Origin of the sequence: Aquiflexum sp. TKW24L (assembly GCF_023502205.1) — a bacterium.
In the GTDB taxonomy this organism is placed as follows: domain Bacteria; phylum Bacteroidota; class Bacteroidia; order Cytophagales; family Cyclobacteriaceae; genus Cognataquiflexum.
In genome coordinates this window covers 120,425-138,757 of sequence record NZ_JAMFLG010000011.1, presented here as the reverse complement: position 1 = coordinate 138,757, position 18,333 = coordinate 120,425, and the positions used below count along the sequence as shown (strand labels likewise).

At 37.9% G+C, this 18,333-nt stretch carries 17 protein-coding genes; 3 read left to right on the top strand and 14 right to left on the bottom strand.

The window, feature by feature from the left end:
• Positions 1–343: 343 nt before the first annotated feature.
• Genes M3O96_RS09755 through rpmH form a run of 5 tightly spaced genes read right to left on the bottom strand, consistent with a single transcriptional unit; the run spans position 344 to position 3,806 of the window.
• Complete coding sequence (locus tag M3O96_RS09755; protein WP_249720195.1) at positions 344–850, bottom strand: DUF2480 family protein; 507 nt, start codon at positions 848–850, stop codon at positions 344–346.
• Positions 847–1,536: a tRNA (adenosine(37)-N6)-threonylcarbamoyltransferase complex dimerization subunit type 1 TsaB gene (gene tsaB, locus M3O96_RS09750; RefSeq protein WP_249720193.1), complete on the bottom strand. Its 690-nt coding sequence runs from the start codon at positions 1,534–1,536 to the stop codon at positions 847–849. The genes M3O96_RS09755 and tsaB overlap by 4 nt, the downstream gene beginning before the upstream one ends.
• 9 nt (positions 1,537–1,545) lie before the next feature.
• Positions 1,546–3,216: a S41 family peptidase gene (locus M3O96_RS09745; RefSeq protein WP_249720190.1), complete on the bottom strand. Its 1,671-nt coding sequence runs from the start codon at positions 3,214–3,216 to the stop codon at positions 1,546–1,548.
• On the bottom strand, positions 3,213–3,602 hold the full coding sequence (rnpA, locus tag M3O96_RS09740) for a ribonuclease P protein component (protein ID WP_249720188.1): 390 nt from the start codon (positions 3,600–3,602) through the stop codon (positions 3,213–3,215). Before rnpA ends, M3O96_RS09745 begins: the two co-directional genes overlap by 4 nt.
• Positions 3,603–3,647: 45 nt before the next feature.
• Entirely contained in the window at positions 3,648–3,806 is a 159-nt protein-coding gene (gene rpmH, locus M3O96_RS09735) for a 50S ribosomal protein L34 (protein ID WP_113926163.1), read from the bottom strand.
• A gap of 140 nt (positions 3,807–3,946) precedes the next feature.
• Between rpmH and M3O96_RS09730 the strand changes: the two genes are divergently transcribed.
• Complete coding sequence (locus M3O96_RS09730) at positions 3,947–5,599, top strand: M61 family metallopeptidase (RefSeq protein ID WP_249720186.1); 1,653 nt, start codon at positions 3,947–3,949, stop codon at positions 5,597–5,599.
• A gap of 158 nt (positions 5,600–5,757) precedes the next feature.
• On the opposite strand, the gene M3O96_RS09725 is transcribed toward M3O96_RS09730, so the two are convergent.
• The 8 genes from M3O96_RS09725 to M3O96_RS09690 form a co-directional block, all read right to left on the bottom strand.
• Complete coding sequence (locus tag M3O96_RS09725) at positions 5,758–6,489, bottom strand: LolA-like protein (protein WP_249720185.1); 732 nt, start codon at positions 6,487–6,489, stop codon at positions 5,758–5,760.
• A gap of 61 nt (positions 6,490–6,550) precedes the next feature.
• Positions 6,551–8,593 (bottom strand): M16 family metallopeptidase, encoded by a 2,043-nt coding sequence (locus tag M3O96_RS09720; protein WP_249720183.1) that lies wholly within the window; start codon positions 8,591–8,593, stop codon positions 6,551–6,553.
• Between the two features lie 45 nt (positions 8,594–8,638).
• Positions 8,639–10,003 (bottom strand): M16 family metallopeptidase, encoded by a 1,365-nt coding sequence (locus M3O96_RS09715; protein ID WP_249720181.1) that lies wholly within the window; start codon positions 10,001–10,003, stop codon positions 8,639–8,641.
• A 201-nt stretch (positions 10,004–10,204) separates the two neighbouring features.
• Entirely contained in the window at positions 10,205–11,200 is a 996-nt protein-coding gene (locus M3O96_RS09710) for an adenosine kinase (RefSeq protein ID WP_249720179.1), read from the bottom strand.
• A gap of 48 nt (positions 11,201–11,248) precedes the next feature.
• Complete coding sequence (locus M3O96_RS09705) at positions 11,249–12,415, bottom strand: hypothetical protein (protein ID WP_249720178.1); 1,167 nt, start codon at positions 12,413–12,415, stop codon at positions 11,249–11,251.
• A 119-nt stretch (positions 12,416–12,534) separates the two neighbouring features.
• A complete protein-coding gene (locus tag M3O96_RS09700; protein ID WP_249720177.1) occupies positions 12,535–13,026 on the bottom strand; it encodes a rhodanese-like domain-containing protein in 492 nt (163 codons plus the stop codon).
• A gap of 125 nt (positions 13,027–13,151) precedes the next feature.
• Entirely contained in the window at positions 13,152–13,865 is a 714-nt protein-coding gene (locus tag M3O96_RS09695; protein WP_249720176.1) for a Crp/Fnr family transcriptional regulator, read from the bottom strand.
• Positions 13,866–13,938: 73 nt separating this feature from the next.
• Positions 13,939–14,412 carry a type I restriction enzyme HsdR N-terminal domain-containing protein gene (locus tag M3O96_RS09690; RefSeq protein WP_249720175.1) on the bottom strand — a complete coding sequence of 158 codons (474 nt, stop codon included), beginning with the start codon at positions 14,410–14,412 and terminating at the stop codon, positions 13,939–13,941.
• Positions 14,413–14,463: 51 nt separating this feature from the next.
• On the opposite strand from M3O96_RS09690, the gene M3O96_RS09685 reads away from it, so the two are divergent.
• Positions 14,464–16,098 (top strand): amidohydrolase, encoded by a 1,635-nt coding sequence (locus M3O96_RS09685; protein ID WP_249720174.1) that lies wholly within the window; start codon positions 14,464–14,466, stop codon positions 16,096–16,098.
• Positions 16,099–16,116: 18 nt separating this feature from the next.
• Here the strand turns inward: M3O96_RS09685 and M3O96_RS09680 are convergent, their stop codons facing one another.
• Positions 16,117–16,809, bottom strand: coding sequence for a ComEA family DNA-binding protein (locus M3O96_RS09680; RefSeq protein ID WP_249720173.1), 693 nt, complete (start codon positions 16,807–16,809; stop codon positions 16,117–16,119).
• A gap of 233 nt (positions 16,810–17,042) precedes the next feature.
• Here M3O96_RS09680 and hemA point away from each other — a divergent pair, with 233 nt between their 5' ends.
• Positions 17,043–18,314: a glutamyl-tRNA reductase gene (hemA, locus tag M3O96_RS09675; RefSeq protein WP_249720171.1), complete on the top strand. Its 1,272-nt coding sequence runs from the start codon at positions 17,043–17,045 to the stop codon at positions 18,312–18,314.
• The last annotated feature ends 19 nt before the right edge of the window (positions 18,315–18,333 follow it).

Below are 18,333 nucleotides of genomic sequence, written 5' to 3'. Positions count from 1 at the left end.
TGATTCTACCTGCATGTGAATACAGACAGTATTTTGTGTTATTTCTCCAGTACTTCAATGAACTTTTACTGCGCTTTTTTGCAGTAATGTAAGACCCTTGTCTTAAAAGCGAGTGCAAATATCGGGATATAAATTTAAACTTGCAAAACTCTAGTCAAAAAAAGAATAGATTTATTTTTGACTAATTATTAGTTATTCATTTCTACACTTTAGATAAACCCCTTTGGATTGATCTTCGGCGTAATAGGATTGCAAACTTAGCAGACTGATTGAATAATACCAAACTGTGATGTTAAAAAAACTGCATTTGTAACCTAAGTATCTGTATATAAGAAGAATCTTTTTACTTGGGAACCTTGTATAACGGTACAGTGCTGCAAGGTTCACCATACATGATAGATTTGGCGTACGGTTGGATTACAGACTGAATTCTCCCATAGGCATATAACGGTACAGGGTATTTACTACAACCCTTGATAACGACAGGTTTGTTTTCATATTCCTTTGGATTGACTTTGGATATTGCTATTTCGAAAAGATATTGTTCTAGGTCGTCAAACCCTCCAATCACAAATTCCACCCCTGCTTTTGAAAGGAAAGTCCCAACCAACATAAATGCCCAATTTGGAACGATGGCATCAGCAGAACAGAATATAGCCACCAATTTACCTTTGTATCGATCCCAGTCTAATTTACCCAAATCAGCCCGAAATTCTTTTTCCCTCAAAACCAATTCTTGAAAGAGAAACTCTTTGAGGTCGAAACCGACTCTTTCTTCCTCTCTGTAAAAGGTCTCAAGGTCTATGGTAACGATAGGGCTTGATGCTACTCTGTTGACAATTTCGCTCATATTAAAAAGGGATTCTTTTTCGAGGTTAAAACCCGAAATTCTTTCAAGTAGTTCGGCTCAAAATAGGCAATGTCTTCAAAAGACTTATTGAGGAATTTTTGGTAAGCTAACAGACCCACTGAATCTGCAGAATTCAAGTTGGAAAGATAAACAGCGTTAGCATGATCAAGTACTACTTTCAATTTTTCTAATCCATCCCCAAGAAAAAAAACCTGACCCGTTTTTAAATATTTCAAAAAAGGGTTTATCTCTATTTCAAGCGGATGAGATGGTTCAATCATTTTCCCCATAGCACCAAATACACTCGTGTAAACCTCCATCCGTCTGGCATCCAACAAGGGGATCACAAAATCATTTTCCCCACATAATCCAGAAGCCTGATAAGCCAATGCTTCCAATGTTTCCACCCCAATTAAAGGCAAATTGAATGCAAATGCCAAACCCTTTGCTACTGAAAGCCCAATTCGCAAACCTGTGTAGGAACCTGGGCCTGATGAAACCGCTACAGCCGAAAGTTCTATTGGCTTCAAACCAACTTGCAAAAACAAATTTTCAATCAGCAGCATCAATTGCTTGGCATGGGAATTTGCTTGGTCGACCTCTAACAACTTCAGCAACTTTCCGTCCCTATGCAATGCCACAGAACAAATGGAAGTGGCGGATTCAATCGATAGAATGTAAACCATAAAAGGGTATCACAATTTCACTGATGCTGTTAGTACCCTTGTAATTTCAACAGGACTTGAAAGAATGGCTAAAGCGGCTTTAACATCGTCATCATTCATAAGTGACGCTTCTACAATACCCTGTTGAAAATAATATCTCGACACCAACTCTTCTCTCAATGCTTCTTTGATCTCAAATTTGAAAGTTTCCAAATCCTGCTCTTTGTTATGACTCACTTTTTTCTTGAGATCTTCAATAGTAGGTTTGATATCATTAAAAAACTTTTCTTTCAAAGCATACTTTTCCAAATCCTCCAATGTTTTTTCTACATAGGTAGTGTAATCGTAATCTTTACCTTCCAAAGAAGCTACAAAGTCAGCATAGATTTCGTCTGTAACCACAAACTCCCTCGGGTTGGAAATCATCTCATTTTCTAAAAAAAACTTGTTTCCAAATTCAAACACAAGATTTCTTGCCACCAAACTGTAAGTGATAGGGGCGAAAGATTTGGACTCCGAACTTTTATCCGGTTCTATGCCTGCACCATCGAGGACAATTCGACCGTTCTTCGTCTTAAATTCTTTTCTTAATGAATCTGGTATTGAAATAGATTTTCCATTTTCGTCCCTGTTTTCCTGACTATAATCAATGGCCTGAATGCATCTTCCACTTGGAATGTAATATTTTGCTGTGGTGATTTTGATCTGGGAGTTGTATGAAAGAGGAATGGTGGTCTGGACCAATCCTTTGCCGAAAGTCCTTCTACCAACCAAAACAGCCCTGTCATAATCCTGTAATGCACCGGCTACAATCTCGGCAGCGGAAGCACTTCTCTCATTGATCAGAACTACCATTGGGATATCTTTGTCAACAGGTGACTTTGTTGTTTTATAGACAGAATTTACATTTTCAAGTTTCCCGATCGTTCTTACTACTTCTTTTCCTTTGGGAATAAATAGATTGACTATATCAACTGCCTCTTTTAAAATACCTCCGGGGTTATCTCTCACATCCAACACAAGTCGTGTAATTCCTTGGGATTTCAAGTCAACCAATGCATTTCTGACATCGGAAGCAGCATTGGTAGTGAAATCCGATAATTTGATGTAACCTGTTTTTTCGTCCAATTTGCCATAAAAAGGCACATTACTAATGACGATTTTCTTTCTTGTCAGATTTACCGAAATGGTGTCTGTTCCCCTTTTTACCTGTACAAAAACATTGGTATTGGCAGGACCTTTCAATAATTTGGAAATATCAGAAGTCAGACTATTGACGACATTGACTGTATCCACTTTCAGTATCTCATCACCAATCCGTAGTCCAGCCGACTGTGCAGGAAATCCTTTGTAGGGCATCAAAATCATATTCGCCCCAGTCCTATTTCCAATCAAGGCACCAACACCTGCGTATTCGCCAGTCGTCAACAGTCTGAAATCATCTGAGTTTTCTTCAGGAATAAATTCAGTATATGGGTCCAACTCCGAAAGCATCGCATTGATCCCGATTGTCACCAATTCTTCAGCATCGATTTCATCTACATAATAAGAGTCCAATTCCCTGACTAGGGAAGCGAAAATGTCAAGATTTTTTGCGATAGCAAATAGTTTGTCATTTTTATTGACGAAAGAAAACAACAACCCTATTGTGAGGACTGCTGATAGAATAAGGATTACAGGCTTTTTGAAATTTCTTTTCATGGAGTTCTTTTGTTGGAAACTGGCTTTTCCTTAATAATAAAGAGGATTTTTTTGATCTTGGTCTCGATAACCTGAAAGGTAACTATTTCTGAAGAAACGTAAATGAGGCCAATTGTTTTCTTACCCTCAACAATTTCTCCGAGAATTTCCTTGTTTAGTCTATAGGCTTCTCGCATCCTACGTTTGATCAGGTTCCTATCGACAGCTTTTTTGAGCTTCTTCTTTGAAACGGAAAACAATACCTGATTAGTTTCGGGAACATCAAAATTGATTTCCAAAACCACTACCTTGAAGGGATATAAAAAAAAAGAGGAACCTTTGTCAAAAAGTTCCTTTATTAACTTTTTAGAATGCAATCTTTCATTCTTGTGAAGCCGGGAATTCATTGCATCTTGATTTACGTATTAAACATACGAAACTAAATGCTCAAATTACTTCTTCAAAGTCTTTTCAGAAGATACAGTAAGTTTGTGTCTTCCTTTTGCTCTTCTGGATTTCAATACTCTCCTACCGTTAGCAGTGGACATTCTAAGTTTGAATCCATGCTTATTTCTTCTTTTTCTTCGAGAAGGCTGAAATGTTCTTTTCATGACGCTATCTAATTAATATTTTTGTGCTTTGCTTATTGAATTCCTGGAGGTTTCCCTTTAAAGGATTGCAAAGATAGATAACCTTTTTTTATTTACAAACCGTAGATTTACTTTTGTTTTGAATCCATAGCCTCAATTACATGCATTATTCGATTTCAAGAAAATCTTTTACTTCCCAATTTATCCAAATCCGATTGGAGATTGCATGCCGGAAAAATGATGTAATTTGTCTTCAATTGGCTGCTTGGCGACCCGGGAGATATGAATTGGCCAACTATGCGCAGAAAATCAGGGCATTTGGAATATTTTTTAATTGCTCGGGAATAGCTTGGAAAAAAACCAGCAAAGACCTTTGGGTATTCACTGCAAAGGATTCGGGACAATATTATATTGAATATGAATTTTATTGTAATCAAATGGATGCTGGTGGCTGTTGGGTTGATGACCAACAATTATATCTCAACTTCAGCAATTTTATTTTTGAGGTTTTGCAAAGAAAAAATGAGGCAATCAGCATTACAATAGAACTGCGGAATGAATATAAAGTAGCAACTGCTTTAGAAAAAATCAGCGAAAATAAATGGCAGGCAGAGTCATTTCAACAATTTATGGACAGCCCACTGCTGGCAAGCGCAAGTTTGAAAAACTATTCATATACAGTAGGAGCTTCAAGATTTCATATTTGGATACAAGGTGAAATTCATTTTGATATAGACTATTTGATCTCAGTTTTCCAATCCTTCACTGAGTGTCAAATCGCAGATTTTGGAGAATTTCCGGCAGAGGATTACCATTTTATTTTTCAACTATTGTCTTACAAGCATTTTCATGGTGTAGAACACGCCTACTCTACAGTCATTACTTATGGACCCGCCTATGCACTTTCAGAAAAATCTGAATTAGATGAACTCATCGGTGTAAGTTCCCATGAGCTTTATCATTTTTGGAATGTATGCCGGATTCGTCCTAAAGGGATTGTTTCCTATGATCTTTCTAAGGAGGTTTATATGGAGGAAGGATTGGTGATGGAGGGTGTGACCACTTACATGGGTGATTTGTATTTGTTAAAATCCGGGTATTTCAGCTTAGAAACTTACCTCCTAGAGATACAAAAACAGATTCAACGTGAATTTGACAGTTTTGGATGGCGTAATCAATCTGTCGTTGAATCAAGTTTTGACATGTGGCTAGATGGATACAAAGCCGGAATTCCTGACAAAAAAGTGAGTATCTATAACCGCGGCTCCTTGCTTTCGCTATGTATCGACTTGATGCTCAAAACATCGGGATCGTCCCTGTCTGAAGTAATGAAAGAAATGTGGAAGAAATTTGGGAAAATGGGAATAGGGTATGATTTAGAGGATTTTGAAAGTTTGATAAAAAGTCACTCAAGGGAAAAAGAATCAATGGGATTGTTCTTTCAAAACTTTGTTTTTGGAAAACATGACCTACTTCCATGGATAAAATCATTATTGGATCAAAACGGCCTTTCAGTTCTTGAAAACTTCGAGGGCAATGATTTGCTACACCGTATTGGAGTGAGAAAAGATGAATCAGAAGTGATCACACAAATTCATCCGGATTCGGAAGCATACTTTGTTTTGATGAAAAATGATCGCATCCTTGAATGTTTATATGAATCCGATCCAATCAAAAATCTTGTTGATCTCATAATTGAAAGATTAGGAAAGGTCTTATCGTTTTCCCTAAAGAAAGATTCAAAAAAGTATTTTCCAACGTTTTCAATTCTGCCAAACGAAAACAAAACCCTTATCCTCAAAAGGCTAATTTGAAAAAATCATGATTTCTGAAATTCTACAAATTAAAAGAAATCATGAGCTTCAAATTTTCATTATCTGAATTAAAATATTGATAGAATAGAACTCGTAAAAAAGCAAAAAAGGGCTTCCAGATATTTGGAAGCCCTTTTGAAATAAGTGTTATATAGGAATTACTTGAAATCTTCATCAGATAATTCTTGGTTGAATTTCAGTGAAACCATTTTCGCTTCAAGTGCTACGGGCAACATCGGATTTTTGATAGAAAGCCTGGTAGGAACTTTTATTCCTTCTATTTCAGAATAGTCCAAATAGGTAATCTCCCCTGTGGCATCGGAACTCGTACGAAGTTTCAAACCTGAAGTTACGGAGTAATATTCAACAGTTTTCATACCGTTTGATGCTGTGATTATCAATTTGTAGGCATCCTCCTCTTCGATTTTTTCAGTACCCTGTACTTCCATTTCATAGCCCATTTCTTTGTAATGGGTTTCTGGAAAGATATAAGTCTGGGCTTTTAGCATCGAAACCATTTCTTCGGTTAGTTCCTGTTCTTGGCCCATAGCTGACATCTTTCCTTTACCGTTTGCTAACACAGTTTTCTGAGCAACATTTCCCATTACTGAAGTCTCCTGTAGCATTCTGCCGTTTTCTTGGTCAGAAATTCCTTTGATGATAATGGCATTACCTTGGAAATCAGTCTCCATTACTAAGATCGAATTTTTGATTTTATCTATCGCTGATTTACCTCCTACTGCTTTGATATAGTTTTCTATAACAGTAGCCGGGTCATTTTCAACAATAGTAATGTCGGTGGAAAAAGATTTCTCTATAATTTTTGCCTCGGAATTTGATCCTGGCAAGAGGATACCCAAAGCGAGTGCTGCCACGAATAATTTTTTCATTTTTTTTGGTTTAATTTCTGAATAATAGACAAAAAAGAGGGAATGAATCCCTCTTTTTATTTTACTTCAAATCTTCGGCCGAGATTGAAACGTTAAACTCGATTTTTTCAACCTTGGTTTCTAAGGGCATCGGAATCATTGGAGATTTTAACAACATCATCATTGGATATTTGACTCCCTTTACTTCTTGGTAATCGCTGAAGAACATGTCACCAGCTTCGGCACTTTCGGTTTTTGTTTTCAATCCTGTTTCTACACTGTAGTAGTTGATTTGCTTCGAACCAGTAGGATTGGACACTATGACTTTGTAAGCGTTTTCTCCCTCCACATCTTTGATTCCTTCCAATACCATAGAGTATCCCAATTCTTCATAATGCAATTCAGGAAAAATGTACATGCTCATTTTGGCTGCTTCATATTGCTCATCTGTCAGTTCGGTGGATTGTCCCATGGCAGTGACAGAGCCTTTACCATCTTTGATCACAGTATTAGAAGCAACATTCCCCATCATCACAACTTTCTGTGAAAATGCACCTTTCGGCTCATCAAAAACTGCTACAAAATTCAATTTCATGCCCTGGATTTCTGCAACAGATTCCATTTTGGAAGTTTTAATATCTTTAGCATTGCTTTCACCTCCTATTGCTGAAATGTAATTTTTAATAACTTGTTCAGCAGTCATTTCTGCATTCATTGTTATTTGTTTTTCAGGTTCAGCCATGTTGGTAAATCTTTTTACTTCACCAAACGCCAAAAGGCTTTTCTCGATCGCCGCACCATTTCCTACAACTGTAATGTACATGTTATCAGGCTTCATGAATTTTTTGGCGGCGGCATTGATATCGGCTACTGTCAATGCATTTAATCTCTGCAGATATGTCGCATAGAAATCTTTAGGAAGCTTATACCTCTCGGTGTTGATAGCAAAATTGGCAATCGTAGAAGGACTTTCTAGGGATCTTCCAAAAGAACCACTTAAGTTGGCTTTCGCATTTACCAATTCCTCCTCTGTAATTCCATTGTCTCTGAGGTTTTTGATCTCATAGATAATTTCAGTAATGGCTGAATCCGTAGCCGTCTGGTTTACACTTGCATTTGCCGAAAAACTTGTCACCAACTTATCCGCGCCGATTGATGAATATGCACCATAAGTATATCCTTTTTTCTCCCTCAAATTCATGAATAACCTTGATGAAGCTCCGCCGCCAAGGATGTAATTCAAAACTCTAGAGGCTAAATAATCAGAATTGCTGAGGTTCATTTCCAGAGGATACGTAACATCCACCACAGATTGGACTGAAGCAGATCTATCCACCAATGCGATTGTATTTTTTGCAGGAGGTGTTGGTTTATCATAAGATTTTGTAGGAGCGGTTCCTTTTTCCCATTTGCTAAAGTACTTTTTGGCTAATGCTTCAGCCTCTTTTTTATTGATATCACCTACAATAGCCAAATAAGCAATGTTTGGTTTGAAATAAGTGGCATAATAAGATTTGATATCTTCTACAGTAATGTTTTTGACAGTAGCTTCTGTTTCAGATTCTCCATAGGGATGGTCGACTCCAAAATTCAAGGTGGATGTCAACCTTCCTGAAATTGAATTTGGATCGTCTTTGCTTGCTGCCAATCCTGAAATCGTTTGTTTTTTAAGTTTGTCAAGCTCCTCTTGAGGGAAAACAGGATTATAAAGGACGTCTGTCATCAAGTCTAGTGCTTTTTCTTGGTGTTTCTTCAGGGACGCTGCGTAGATAGAAGTTGCACTAGCTTGTAGAGAGGCGCCAATAAAATCAATTTCCTCATCCAACTGTTCTTTTGTCCTGTTGGCTGTTCCGCCTGTCATCATTTGACCTACCATGCTCAGCATTCCCGCCTTGTCCCCTTCGAAAATTGGATCTCTCTCCAGCACTAGAGAAAATGCTACTCTAGGTAATTTTCTGTTTTCTACAACAAAAACCTTTAGACCATTGGGAAGGACGAATGAATCAGCATTCCCAAGTTTGATTTCTCTGGCAGGTCCAGGTTCAGGATAGGTTGACCTGTCTATCTGAGCAAAGCCCGTCTGAACAACAAAGGCTAACAATATATATAGAATTATCTTTTTCATGTTTTTGATATTGATGGATAAAAGTGATTGGCAAAGAATATTCTATCAATTCTTGCTTTCTTTGATGGAAGCACCGGCCGGATTTTCAGGAACTTGGGCTGATTTTGGCATATAATACAATACTACCCTTCCATCTAATGAAAGGTATTCGTTGGCTACCCTCTTCAAATCCTCAGGAGTTACTTTTGAATAGTATTCCATTTCTTGGTTGATATAATCTGTTTTGCCATAAAAGACCTTTGATTCAGCCAGATTTTGAGCGATTCCGGCCATCGAACTGTTTTTGGTCACCAGGTTATTTTCAATGATATTTTTCAATTTCTGAAAATCGTTATCCGAGATACCTTCCTTTTGAACTTTGGCCAAGATTATATCCATCTCTGTTTCCAAAGCCTTGGGATCTACTCCCATATTGGCAATACCATACATCAAGAACACTCCTCCATCTTCCAGATCCAAAGGAATGGCAGCAACACCAAGGGCTTTTTGCTGCTTATCTACCAATTCCTTGGTCATCAAAGAAGAATTGCCGCCTGCCAAGTAAGTCGAAAGCATGGAGAGGGCATAAGAATCCGGATGGTTTTTTGGAGGAAGGTTGTAAGACTGGATTACAGCAGGAATCTGGATATTGTCATAAATGACATCACGGGTTTCTGTAGTTTTCTTAGGTTCTATAACATTGGGGCGGAAAAAGCCCTCAGGTCCTGAAGGAATTTCTGCAAAGTAATCTCTCACCCACTTTTCTGCCTGAGCATAATCAATGTCTCCGGCGATTGTCAAAGTAGAATTTCTCGGAACATAATACGCCTCATGAAAAGCCATAAATTCTTCCAATCTGGCAGAATCAAGGTGTTCCATAGAACCGATTACGGGAGACATGTACGGATGCACTACAAATGATCTTTTCATCGTCTCAGGAAGAATGGTACCGTACGGTCGGTTATCATAAGATTGTCTTTTTTCTTCTTTGATAACTTCTCTCTGGGTATCCACGCCTATTTGATCAATCTTCGGATGAAGCATTCTCTCCGATTCCATATACAATGCCGTCTCCAATTGATTGGAAGGGACTATTTCATAGTAGTAAGTAATGTCGTTTGAGGTGAAAGCATTGAGCGTTCCTCCTATGGATTGGATCTTGTTCATATACTCTCCCCGTCCGATATTTTCTGTGCCTTCGAAAAGAAGGTGCTCAAAAAAGTGAGCGAAACCAGTTCTCTCGGGATTTTCATTCTTAGACCCGACATGATACAAAACAGATACTGCCACGATCGGGGTGCTGTTATCCTGATGCATTATCACATTTAAACCGTTGTCCAAGGTAAATTCCTTGAAATCGATTTTGTTTTGGGCTATCGCGGAAAGTGTCAAAAAGACTCCGACCAATAGCGTTAAGGCAAACTTTCTCATATACTTGGATTTAGTTTTTGGTTCATGTAAGTTTTACTTTTTAAATTCAATTTTGTTCATCAATAATTTACAAAAGCATAAATTCAGTGACCCGGTAAGATATTGTTTTGTTATTTCTCCGAAAAATATTATTTCTAGATGAGGATGACAAACCTTTAACTAATTATTTATAAAATATAAACTGTCTTATGAAGTTTTAAATCATGGATTCAGTCTAGCTAGTATTTCCTTGGTTTCATGCCATTTCAACCTTGGACCAAACTGACTGACGATTTTGGAACTTGCCATAGAGGCTAATTTTCCGCTTGCGGCGTAGCTGTGTCCATTGGTAATGCCATACATGAATGCTCCTGCAAACATATCGCCTGCTCCATTGCTGTCGATGGCTACAGTCTTGTAAGGTTCGATGTCTATAAAAGTATCTCCATCCCAGATCATAGCCCCATTTTTTCCCTGAGTGATCACAAAATGCTTTGCAGCTTTTTTCAATTCCTCCCGTGCCTCAGCAAGGTTTTCTTTTCCTGTAAACAACATTGCTTCTTCTTCATTGGCAAATAGCAAATCAACACTAGAACCAATAACTTCATCAAAACCTGAATGAAAATATTTGACCATGGCAGGATCCGAAAAAGTCAAGGCAACTTTTGTACCTGCTGCTTCTGCTATTTTTTTTGCATGAACCATTGCCTCCTTCCCATTTGGAGAAGTGACCAAGTAACCTTCGATAAAAAGGTATTTGGAATCTTTGATCGCTGATTCATTGATATCTTTGATTGAAAAATTCTGGGTAATCCCTAAGAAGGTATTCAAGGTCCTTTCAGAATCTTCGGTGACCATTACAAGACATTTTCCCGTGATCCCATCTTCAGGAACTTTCCCTTCAAGGCTGTTGTCAACACCGGAGTTTTTCAGATCCTCAAGGTAAAAATGACCGAGCTCGTCATTAGCAACTTTACAGCAATAGAAAGCATTTCCGCCAAACTGACTCACCGCGATAACTGTATTTGCAGCAGATCCTCCACATTGTTTTTTTGCTTCTTCGGTATTGATGACTTCCATCAGAGCGTTTTGACGTTCTTCGTCTACCAATGTCATGAGGCCTTTTTCAACCTGGTTTTCTAAAAAGAACCTATCCAAAACCTTAAATTCTATATCTACTAGGGCATTACCGATTCCTGTGACGTCGTACTTTTTCATGAATTTTTGTTTATCAATAAATAATTGTTTCAAATAATAATGCAATCGTCATTCAAAAATCCGATGCCTTTCAAATGGTTTTGTTCGATCAAATAAGTATCTGTATGTATGGTGTGTTTTGTATATTTCTGCATTCAGCTGCTCACAGACCCTCATCATTTTAGGATTAAAATCCCCAATCCAGTTCATTTCGATAGTTTTATAGGGGAAAGAATCATGGCGGGCAAAAGTCTCATTATAGGCCATAATCATAGCACTGTCTACTCCTTTTCCCTGGACCTCAGGCACAACCCCAAAAACCAAACCCAACATTTTATTTGGTGGATGAAAGGTTTTGTACCAAAGGAATTTGAGTTTTCCAATCAGATCCAGTTTTCCATCGACATATTTGAATATTTGATTGATCTCAGGAATGTTTATAAAAAAAGACACCGGCTCACCTTTATAAAATCCAAAATAAATGAGTCTTGGGTCCATAATCGGTTTCATTTTGGCAAACATCACTTGAGTCTCCCTTATGGTTAGACTTTTTCCCATATGCTTTGCCCAAGCTTTGTTGTATACATCCATGAAGTATTGGGGTGCTTTTTCCGAAAGTTCTTTCCCTTTCATATGGCGAAAAGAGAAATCAGGATCAGACAATACTTTTTTCGCTCTTTCTACCATTTTAGGGTCGAAGTTATCACCCTGCACCGGTCTCATGTAAGTATATTGTTTGAAATAAACCTGAAAGCCATAGTCTTCGAAGAATTTTTGGTAATGGGGGAAATTCCATGGCATATTGTAATTGGGAGGAGAAAAGCCATCAACCAAGAGTCCCCACCACTTATCTCTTTCACCAAAATTTACAGGGCCGTCCATAGCTTCAATGCCTTCGCCCTTAAGCCAGGATTGTGCAGTATCAAATAAATGGTGGGCTACGTTGGGGTCATTGACAGACTCAAAGAAGCCGACACCTCCTGTTGGTTGCTTTTCCTTCCATTTGGGATGAATGAAAGCTGCAATTCTTCCAATGGAAACGCCTTTTTGATCTTGGACAAGCCATCTCTTTACTTTTCCGCCTTGCTTAAAAAGCTTGTTGGTCTCAGGTTCAAACAATGCCTGAATATCTTTATCCAGAGGCCTAATCCAGTTTTTTTCGTCTTTATAGAGGCCTACAGCCATTTCTAAAAATTCTCTTTCAAGATCAGGACTGTTAACTTCTACAATATTCATTGGCTTGATTTAAAATTGAGTTGCTAAAAATAAGGAGATAATTTTAAACTAGGAAAAGGACTTTTTCAGCAAAAATTTTAGGAATTCTTACATTGCATTTGTGGAGTGCTAAAAAAACTTCAAAATACCTTTTCTCCCTTATTGACCCATATACTCCACGATCTATTGTAAGTATGAATTTTGTTGGTCAGTGATTGTCCATGATAAATCGGGTATTCCTGATTGACCCAATGAAAAATCCCACCATAAAGATTGTATACTTCCTTATAACCTGCCGCTTTGAGTTTTTTTCCAACATCCTGACTTCTTGCACCTACCGAACAGTACACAACAATGGCTTTATCCTTAGGAATATCCTGAACGCTTTCCATAGAAAAGGTATCGTATCCAACCCATCTCGCACCTTTGAGATGACTAACCTCAAATTCCACTTTCTCCCGCGTGTCCAATAAAATTGCTCCATCGAGAATTTTCTTTTGATCAATAGAAACTGTTGGAAAGTCATCATCATAAATGCCACTTAGCATGGTTTTGTATGCAAAACTTTGGCTAAAGGCTGGGAATATCGAAAAAAATAAGAAAAGGATTAAAATCGGAATTCTGAATACCATGTATTGGATTGATTTATATAGAATTATCCTTCACTCAGGATTACAGAATATGAAACAAAGGAAACTTAAAAATAATTGATGAATTGACTTAAAAAATTTCGTCAGGGGATTTTTAACAATAATTCTTACCCATAAAAATCAGACAGCCTTGCCAAACCTCTCTTGTCTAAGACCAAGATTTTCTTCCCTTCAAAATCAATCAGTTCATCTTTTTTGAATTCAGAGAGAAGCCTAATAACAGTTTCAGTAGCCGTTCCCACCAGACCTGCGATTTCCTCCCTTGTGAGTATAATATTAATTTTCTCACCTTCATTCCCATCAATGCCATAAGTTTCACTGAGTTTTAAAAGTGTAAAAGCCAATCTTTCTCTTATCGATTTTTGGGTGGCATCGGTAAGCTTGTCTTCCATGATGCCAAGATCATGGCAAAGGGCTTTTGTAACCCTTCTATGAAATTCCGTATCTTCCCCCAAAACCTTAATGAATGATTCTCTTGGCACAAAACATATTTTGGCATCCTCCACAATTGTAGCAGAATTGGAATAGGATTCTTCTCCTAATAAGGAAGCATATCCTAAAAAATCTCCTTTTTTGGCCAATCGGATGATTTGTTCTTTACCGTTGGAAGCTGTTTTAAAAACCTTAACAACACCATCATTGATACAAAAAACACCGAGTGGTTTTGTGCCTTCATAGAACAATATCTGACCTTTTTTATGGGTAATGAAATTCTTATGGTCTGACAAATGGCATAAATGAGGTTCACTTAGATTAGAAAATAATGAAAATTTCCTACTCATGCAAAGTTCGCAAGGAGTGCTTTTTTCTAAAGTTTTCATATCACAATTTTAATTTCCAATAAACAAACTTATTCCTTAAATATAATAGATAACATGACAAATATCACATTAATTAAGGTTCAAAATGAGGCAAATCTGATATTTGATCATAATTTTTTGTATTTGGATTAAATTTCAAAAACAAATGCTGTTTCCCGTTGCTGATTCCCATGTAGGCAGCACCTATTGTTTTATTATAAACCGCCACTTGTTCTACTGTTTTTTTAGATAAAACGATTTCTGGCGCTTTGCATTCTATCAAAAGAAAAGGATTTCCCTGTCGATCAAAAATCAAAATGTCAAATCTTTTTTGAAGGGAGTTATATAAGACACCTTTTTCCAAAGCGAAAAGTCCTTTGGGATAATTTTTGAACTGAACCAAAAAAGATATCATATGTTGTCTGACCCACTCTTCTGGGGTCAAAATCAAATATTTCTTTCGAAGGGAATCGAAAATGCTTAATTTTCCCTCAAACTCCTGGATTTTGAATTCTAATTCGGGGAAATTCAAGGGAGAACGTGTAAAACTATACCGATCCTCATTCATTCCGCAAATATGTCCGCTTTCCTTTAAGTATCATCAACCAAACCGTCTAAAATGAAGAAAATTCTTTATTTCACGCTGCTATTTATATTTATCTCACTTATTTCCTGTACTACCAAAGAAAAAGTTGATCTCATTGTCCATAACGGTACCATATACACCGTAGACGAAGGCTTCATGATTGCAAAAGCATTTGCCATTAAGGATAACCGGTTTGTTGCTGTAGGAAACGATAACGCCATTTTTTCAAAATATGAATCAGAAGAAATTATTGATTTAGAAGGCAAAGCTGTATATCCTGGATTTATTGATGCCCATTCCCATTTTTACAGGTATGGATTGGGTTTACAGGTAGCTGATCTGCTAGGAGCAGAATCAGAGGCTGAATTGGTTGAAAGGGTTAAGTTACATGCTGAGAACAACCCCGAAGCTGCTTGGATTTTAGGAAGAGGATGGGACCAAAACCTTTGGGAGTCAAAGGAATTTCCTACAAAAACCAAATTAGATTCACTTTTTCCTGACAAGCCGGTTTTGCTGACAAGAATAGATGGCCATGCTGCCCTTGTCAATCAAAAAGCACTTGATCTTGGAGGAATAAATGCCAAAACGTCCATGGTCGGAGGAAAAGTCATCCTAATTGAAAATAAACCCACCGGAGTATTGATAGACAATGCGATAGGTTTAGTATCCTCCAAAGTTCCCGACCCTACCAAAGAAGAAGCCAGACAGGCATTATTGGGAGCTCAGGCAAATTGTTTTGCTGTGGGATTGACTACTGTCGTAGATGCTGGTTTGGACAAAGAAACGATTGATCTAATCGGTGAAATGCACACCGACAGCACCCTTAAGATGCGTGTATATGCCATGGTCAACCCTACTGAAGCCAATATGGCACATTATTTCAAGATAGGGATTTTCCAAGATGACAACCTCACTGTGAGGAGCTTCAAGATTTATGGTGACGGAGCATTGGGTTCGAGAGGTGCAGCGCTTCTGAAACCATACCATGATCACGCAGATAATTATGGATTTCTTCTCAAAAATCCCGAAGAGTTTGATGAGCTGGCGAAAAAAATGTACGAAAACGGCTTCCAGATGAATACGCATTGCATAGGAGATTCTGCCAATAGGACATTGCTGGATATTTATGCCAAATACCTCAAAGGTAAAAATGACCTCAGGTGGAGAATCGAGCATGCGCAGGTAGTGAGCAAGGATGACATGCCAAAATTTGCACAATACAGTGTGATACCCTCTGTGCAGCCGACACATGCCACTTCCGACATGTATTGGGCGGGTCAGCGTTTAGGTCCTTTCAGGATCAAAACAGCCTATGCCTACAAAGATCTTTTGGACCAAAACGGGATGCTTGCACTTGGGAGTGATTTTCCGGTAGAGCATATCAACCCACTTTATGGATTTCATTCGGCTGTAGTGCGAAAAGATGCCAAAAATTGGCCGGATGATGGATTCCAACCTGAAAACAAAATCACACGGGAACATGCCCTCAAGGGAATGACCATTTGGGCTGCATTTGCCAACTTCGAAGAAAATCTAAAGGGAAGTATAGAACCAGGTAAGCTTGCCGATTTTGTTATTTTAGAAAAGGATATAATGACAGCACCGGACAATGAACTGCGTGAAATAAAAATCATTGGGACATTTATTGGCGGGAAAAAAGTCTTCTAACCTTGGATTTGGTAAGAATCAAAATTCCAAATAAGGTTTGAGCCTATTCACCCATTCTTCGTTAAAAATTTTAATTTTGAGGAGATCATCTGAAGACCGATAAGGTCCATGCTGCTCGCGGAAGGCGACGATGACCTTGGCTGTACCGTAATTGATATATGGGTGTTTTGCCAATGAATTTACATCTGCCTGATTGATCAGAATTTTATCTTTGATACCCGGCTCAAACTCAAAATATTCAAAAACCCTTTCCATTACCTCTGGAGTCATACCATAAACTTCTAACAATTGGTCTTTACTATACAATCCACCCAAATTTTCCCTGAATTTGACCACCCTTCCCGCCATTGTCTGTCCGATCCCAGGTACTATTTGTAGTACTATTGAGTCGGCTTCGGTGAACGTCATTTTTGTGAGTTGGGGGCTTTTTGGTTTTTGGTAGTTATTAGGTTTCTTGATCGTATCTGTTTCGGAACTATTCAGCTTACTTTCGAAGTTGTTCAAAGAAGGTTTCCATCCGGCCTTTATTAAACTGTCGATCTTCGCAGAGTAAGCTAAATAATTCTCTTCGTTCTTCTTTCGAAGCAACCAATCATAGCCTGAAGGGATAAGGTAAAGAATAAGCAGTGCAGGGATCACCAAAACAAAACCTCTGGATTCTCTTTTAGAAAACCCCAAATAGGACTTCAGAAAAAAATAGATTTTAGCCATTGGAAAGATCTTTACATACCTTACAATCCAATCCCAACCGATAATTCGTATCTATCTCCAATAAAATAATACGATTGGAATTGGATTACAATTATTACGAAATTTGAAATTGAAAACCAAAAATTTAAGTTTTGTCTGTTTTATTTAGACCGAATTTAAATTACTAGATAGAAAAGGGAAATTATCTTTTGCTATCTAATCTGAATTAAATTTGTAACAGAAAAGAATCAATAATGCAAAATATGTTTAGGGCAATAAGTTTATCACACAAAAGCGCTCCTGTTGAAATCAGGGAAGTAATCGCTTTAGATGAAGGCTCCATCCATTCCCTTTTATTGAAACTGAAAGATTTTTTCAGCATTACTGATACACTTATACTTTCTACCTGTAACCGGACTGAGGTATATTACTCCCACGAAATTGACTTGAATGAAGAAATAATCAAACTCATTGGCCTTGAAAAAGGATTGACCAATGTGGTGGATTACTTGGAATACTTTAAAATTCATAATGACGACAGAGATGCTATCCAACATCTCTTTAGAGTTTCGATGGGACTTGAAGCACAGGTTGTAGGCGACATGCAGATCGCCAATCAAGTGAAGAGAGCCTACCAAGCTTCTGCTGACTTGGACATGGCCGGACCTTTTTTGCATAGACTGATGCACACCATTTTCTTTACTAGCAAAAGGTTGGTTCAGGAAACAGCCTTCAGAGACGGTGCAGCTTCTATATCCTATGCAGCGGTTGAACTTATTGAAGAACTTACTTTGAATACATATCAACCAAGGGTGTTATTGATCGGTGTTGGGGAAATCGGAGAGGACGTAGCTAAAAATATGGTTAACCTCCCTGATGCAAAAGTCACCATATCCAACCGGACATTTGAAAGAGCCAAGACTTTGGCAGATGACTTGGGTTTTGATGTAATTCCTTTTGAAAACTGCTTTGAAGCAATGAAAGAAGCGGATGTCATCGTTTCATCTGTTATGAAATCTGAGCCTTTTATCACCAAAACTTTGGTGTCACAAATGGCAATTGACAGCTATAAGCTTTTCGTCGACCTTTCCGTGCCCCGAAGCATAGAAACCAACCTTGAAGAAATCCCGGGAGTGATACTCTATAATGTGGACAACATCCGAAGCAAAGCAACAGAAACTTTAGAAAAGCGTCTTGCTTCAATACCGCAGGTTGAAAGAATAATAGCAGAAAGTATTGAAGACTTTTTTAATTGGAAGAAAGAAATGATGGTTTCACCAACTATCAACAAGCTTAAGAATGCTTTGGAACAAATCCGTCTGGAAGAGATGGAAAGATTTTTGAAAAATGCCGATGAAGCCCAAATAGCCATCATTGACAGAATCACCAAAAGCATGATGCAAAAAATCCTTAAGGTGCCCGTAGTACAGCTTCGAGCAGCCTGTCAAAGAGATGATGCTGACAAGATGATAGACATTATATCTGATTTGTTTGATCTAGAAAAAGAATCACAAAAAAAGATGTAGAATATTCAACCTTGTGGTT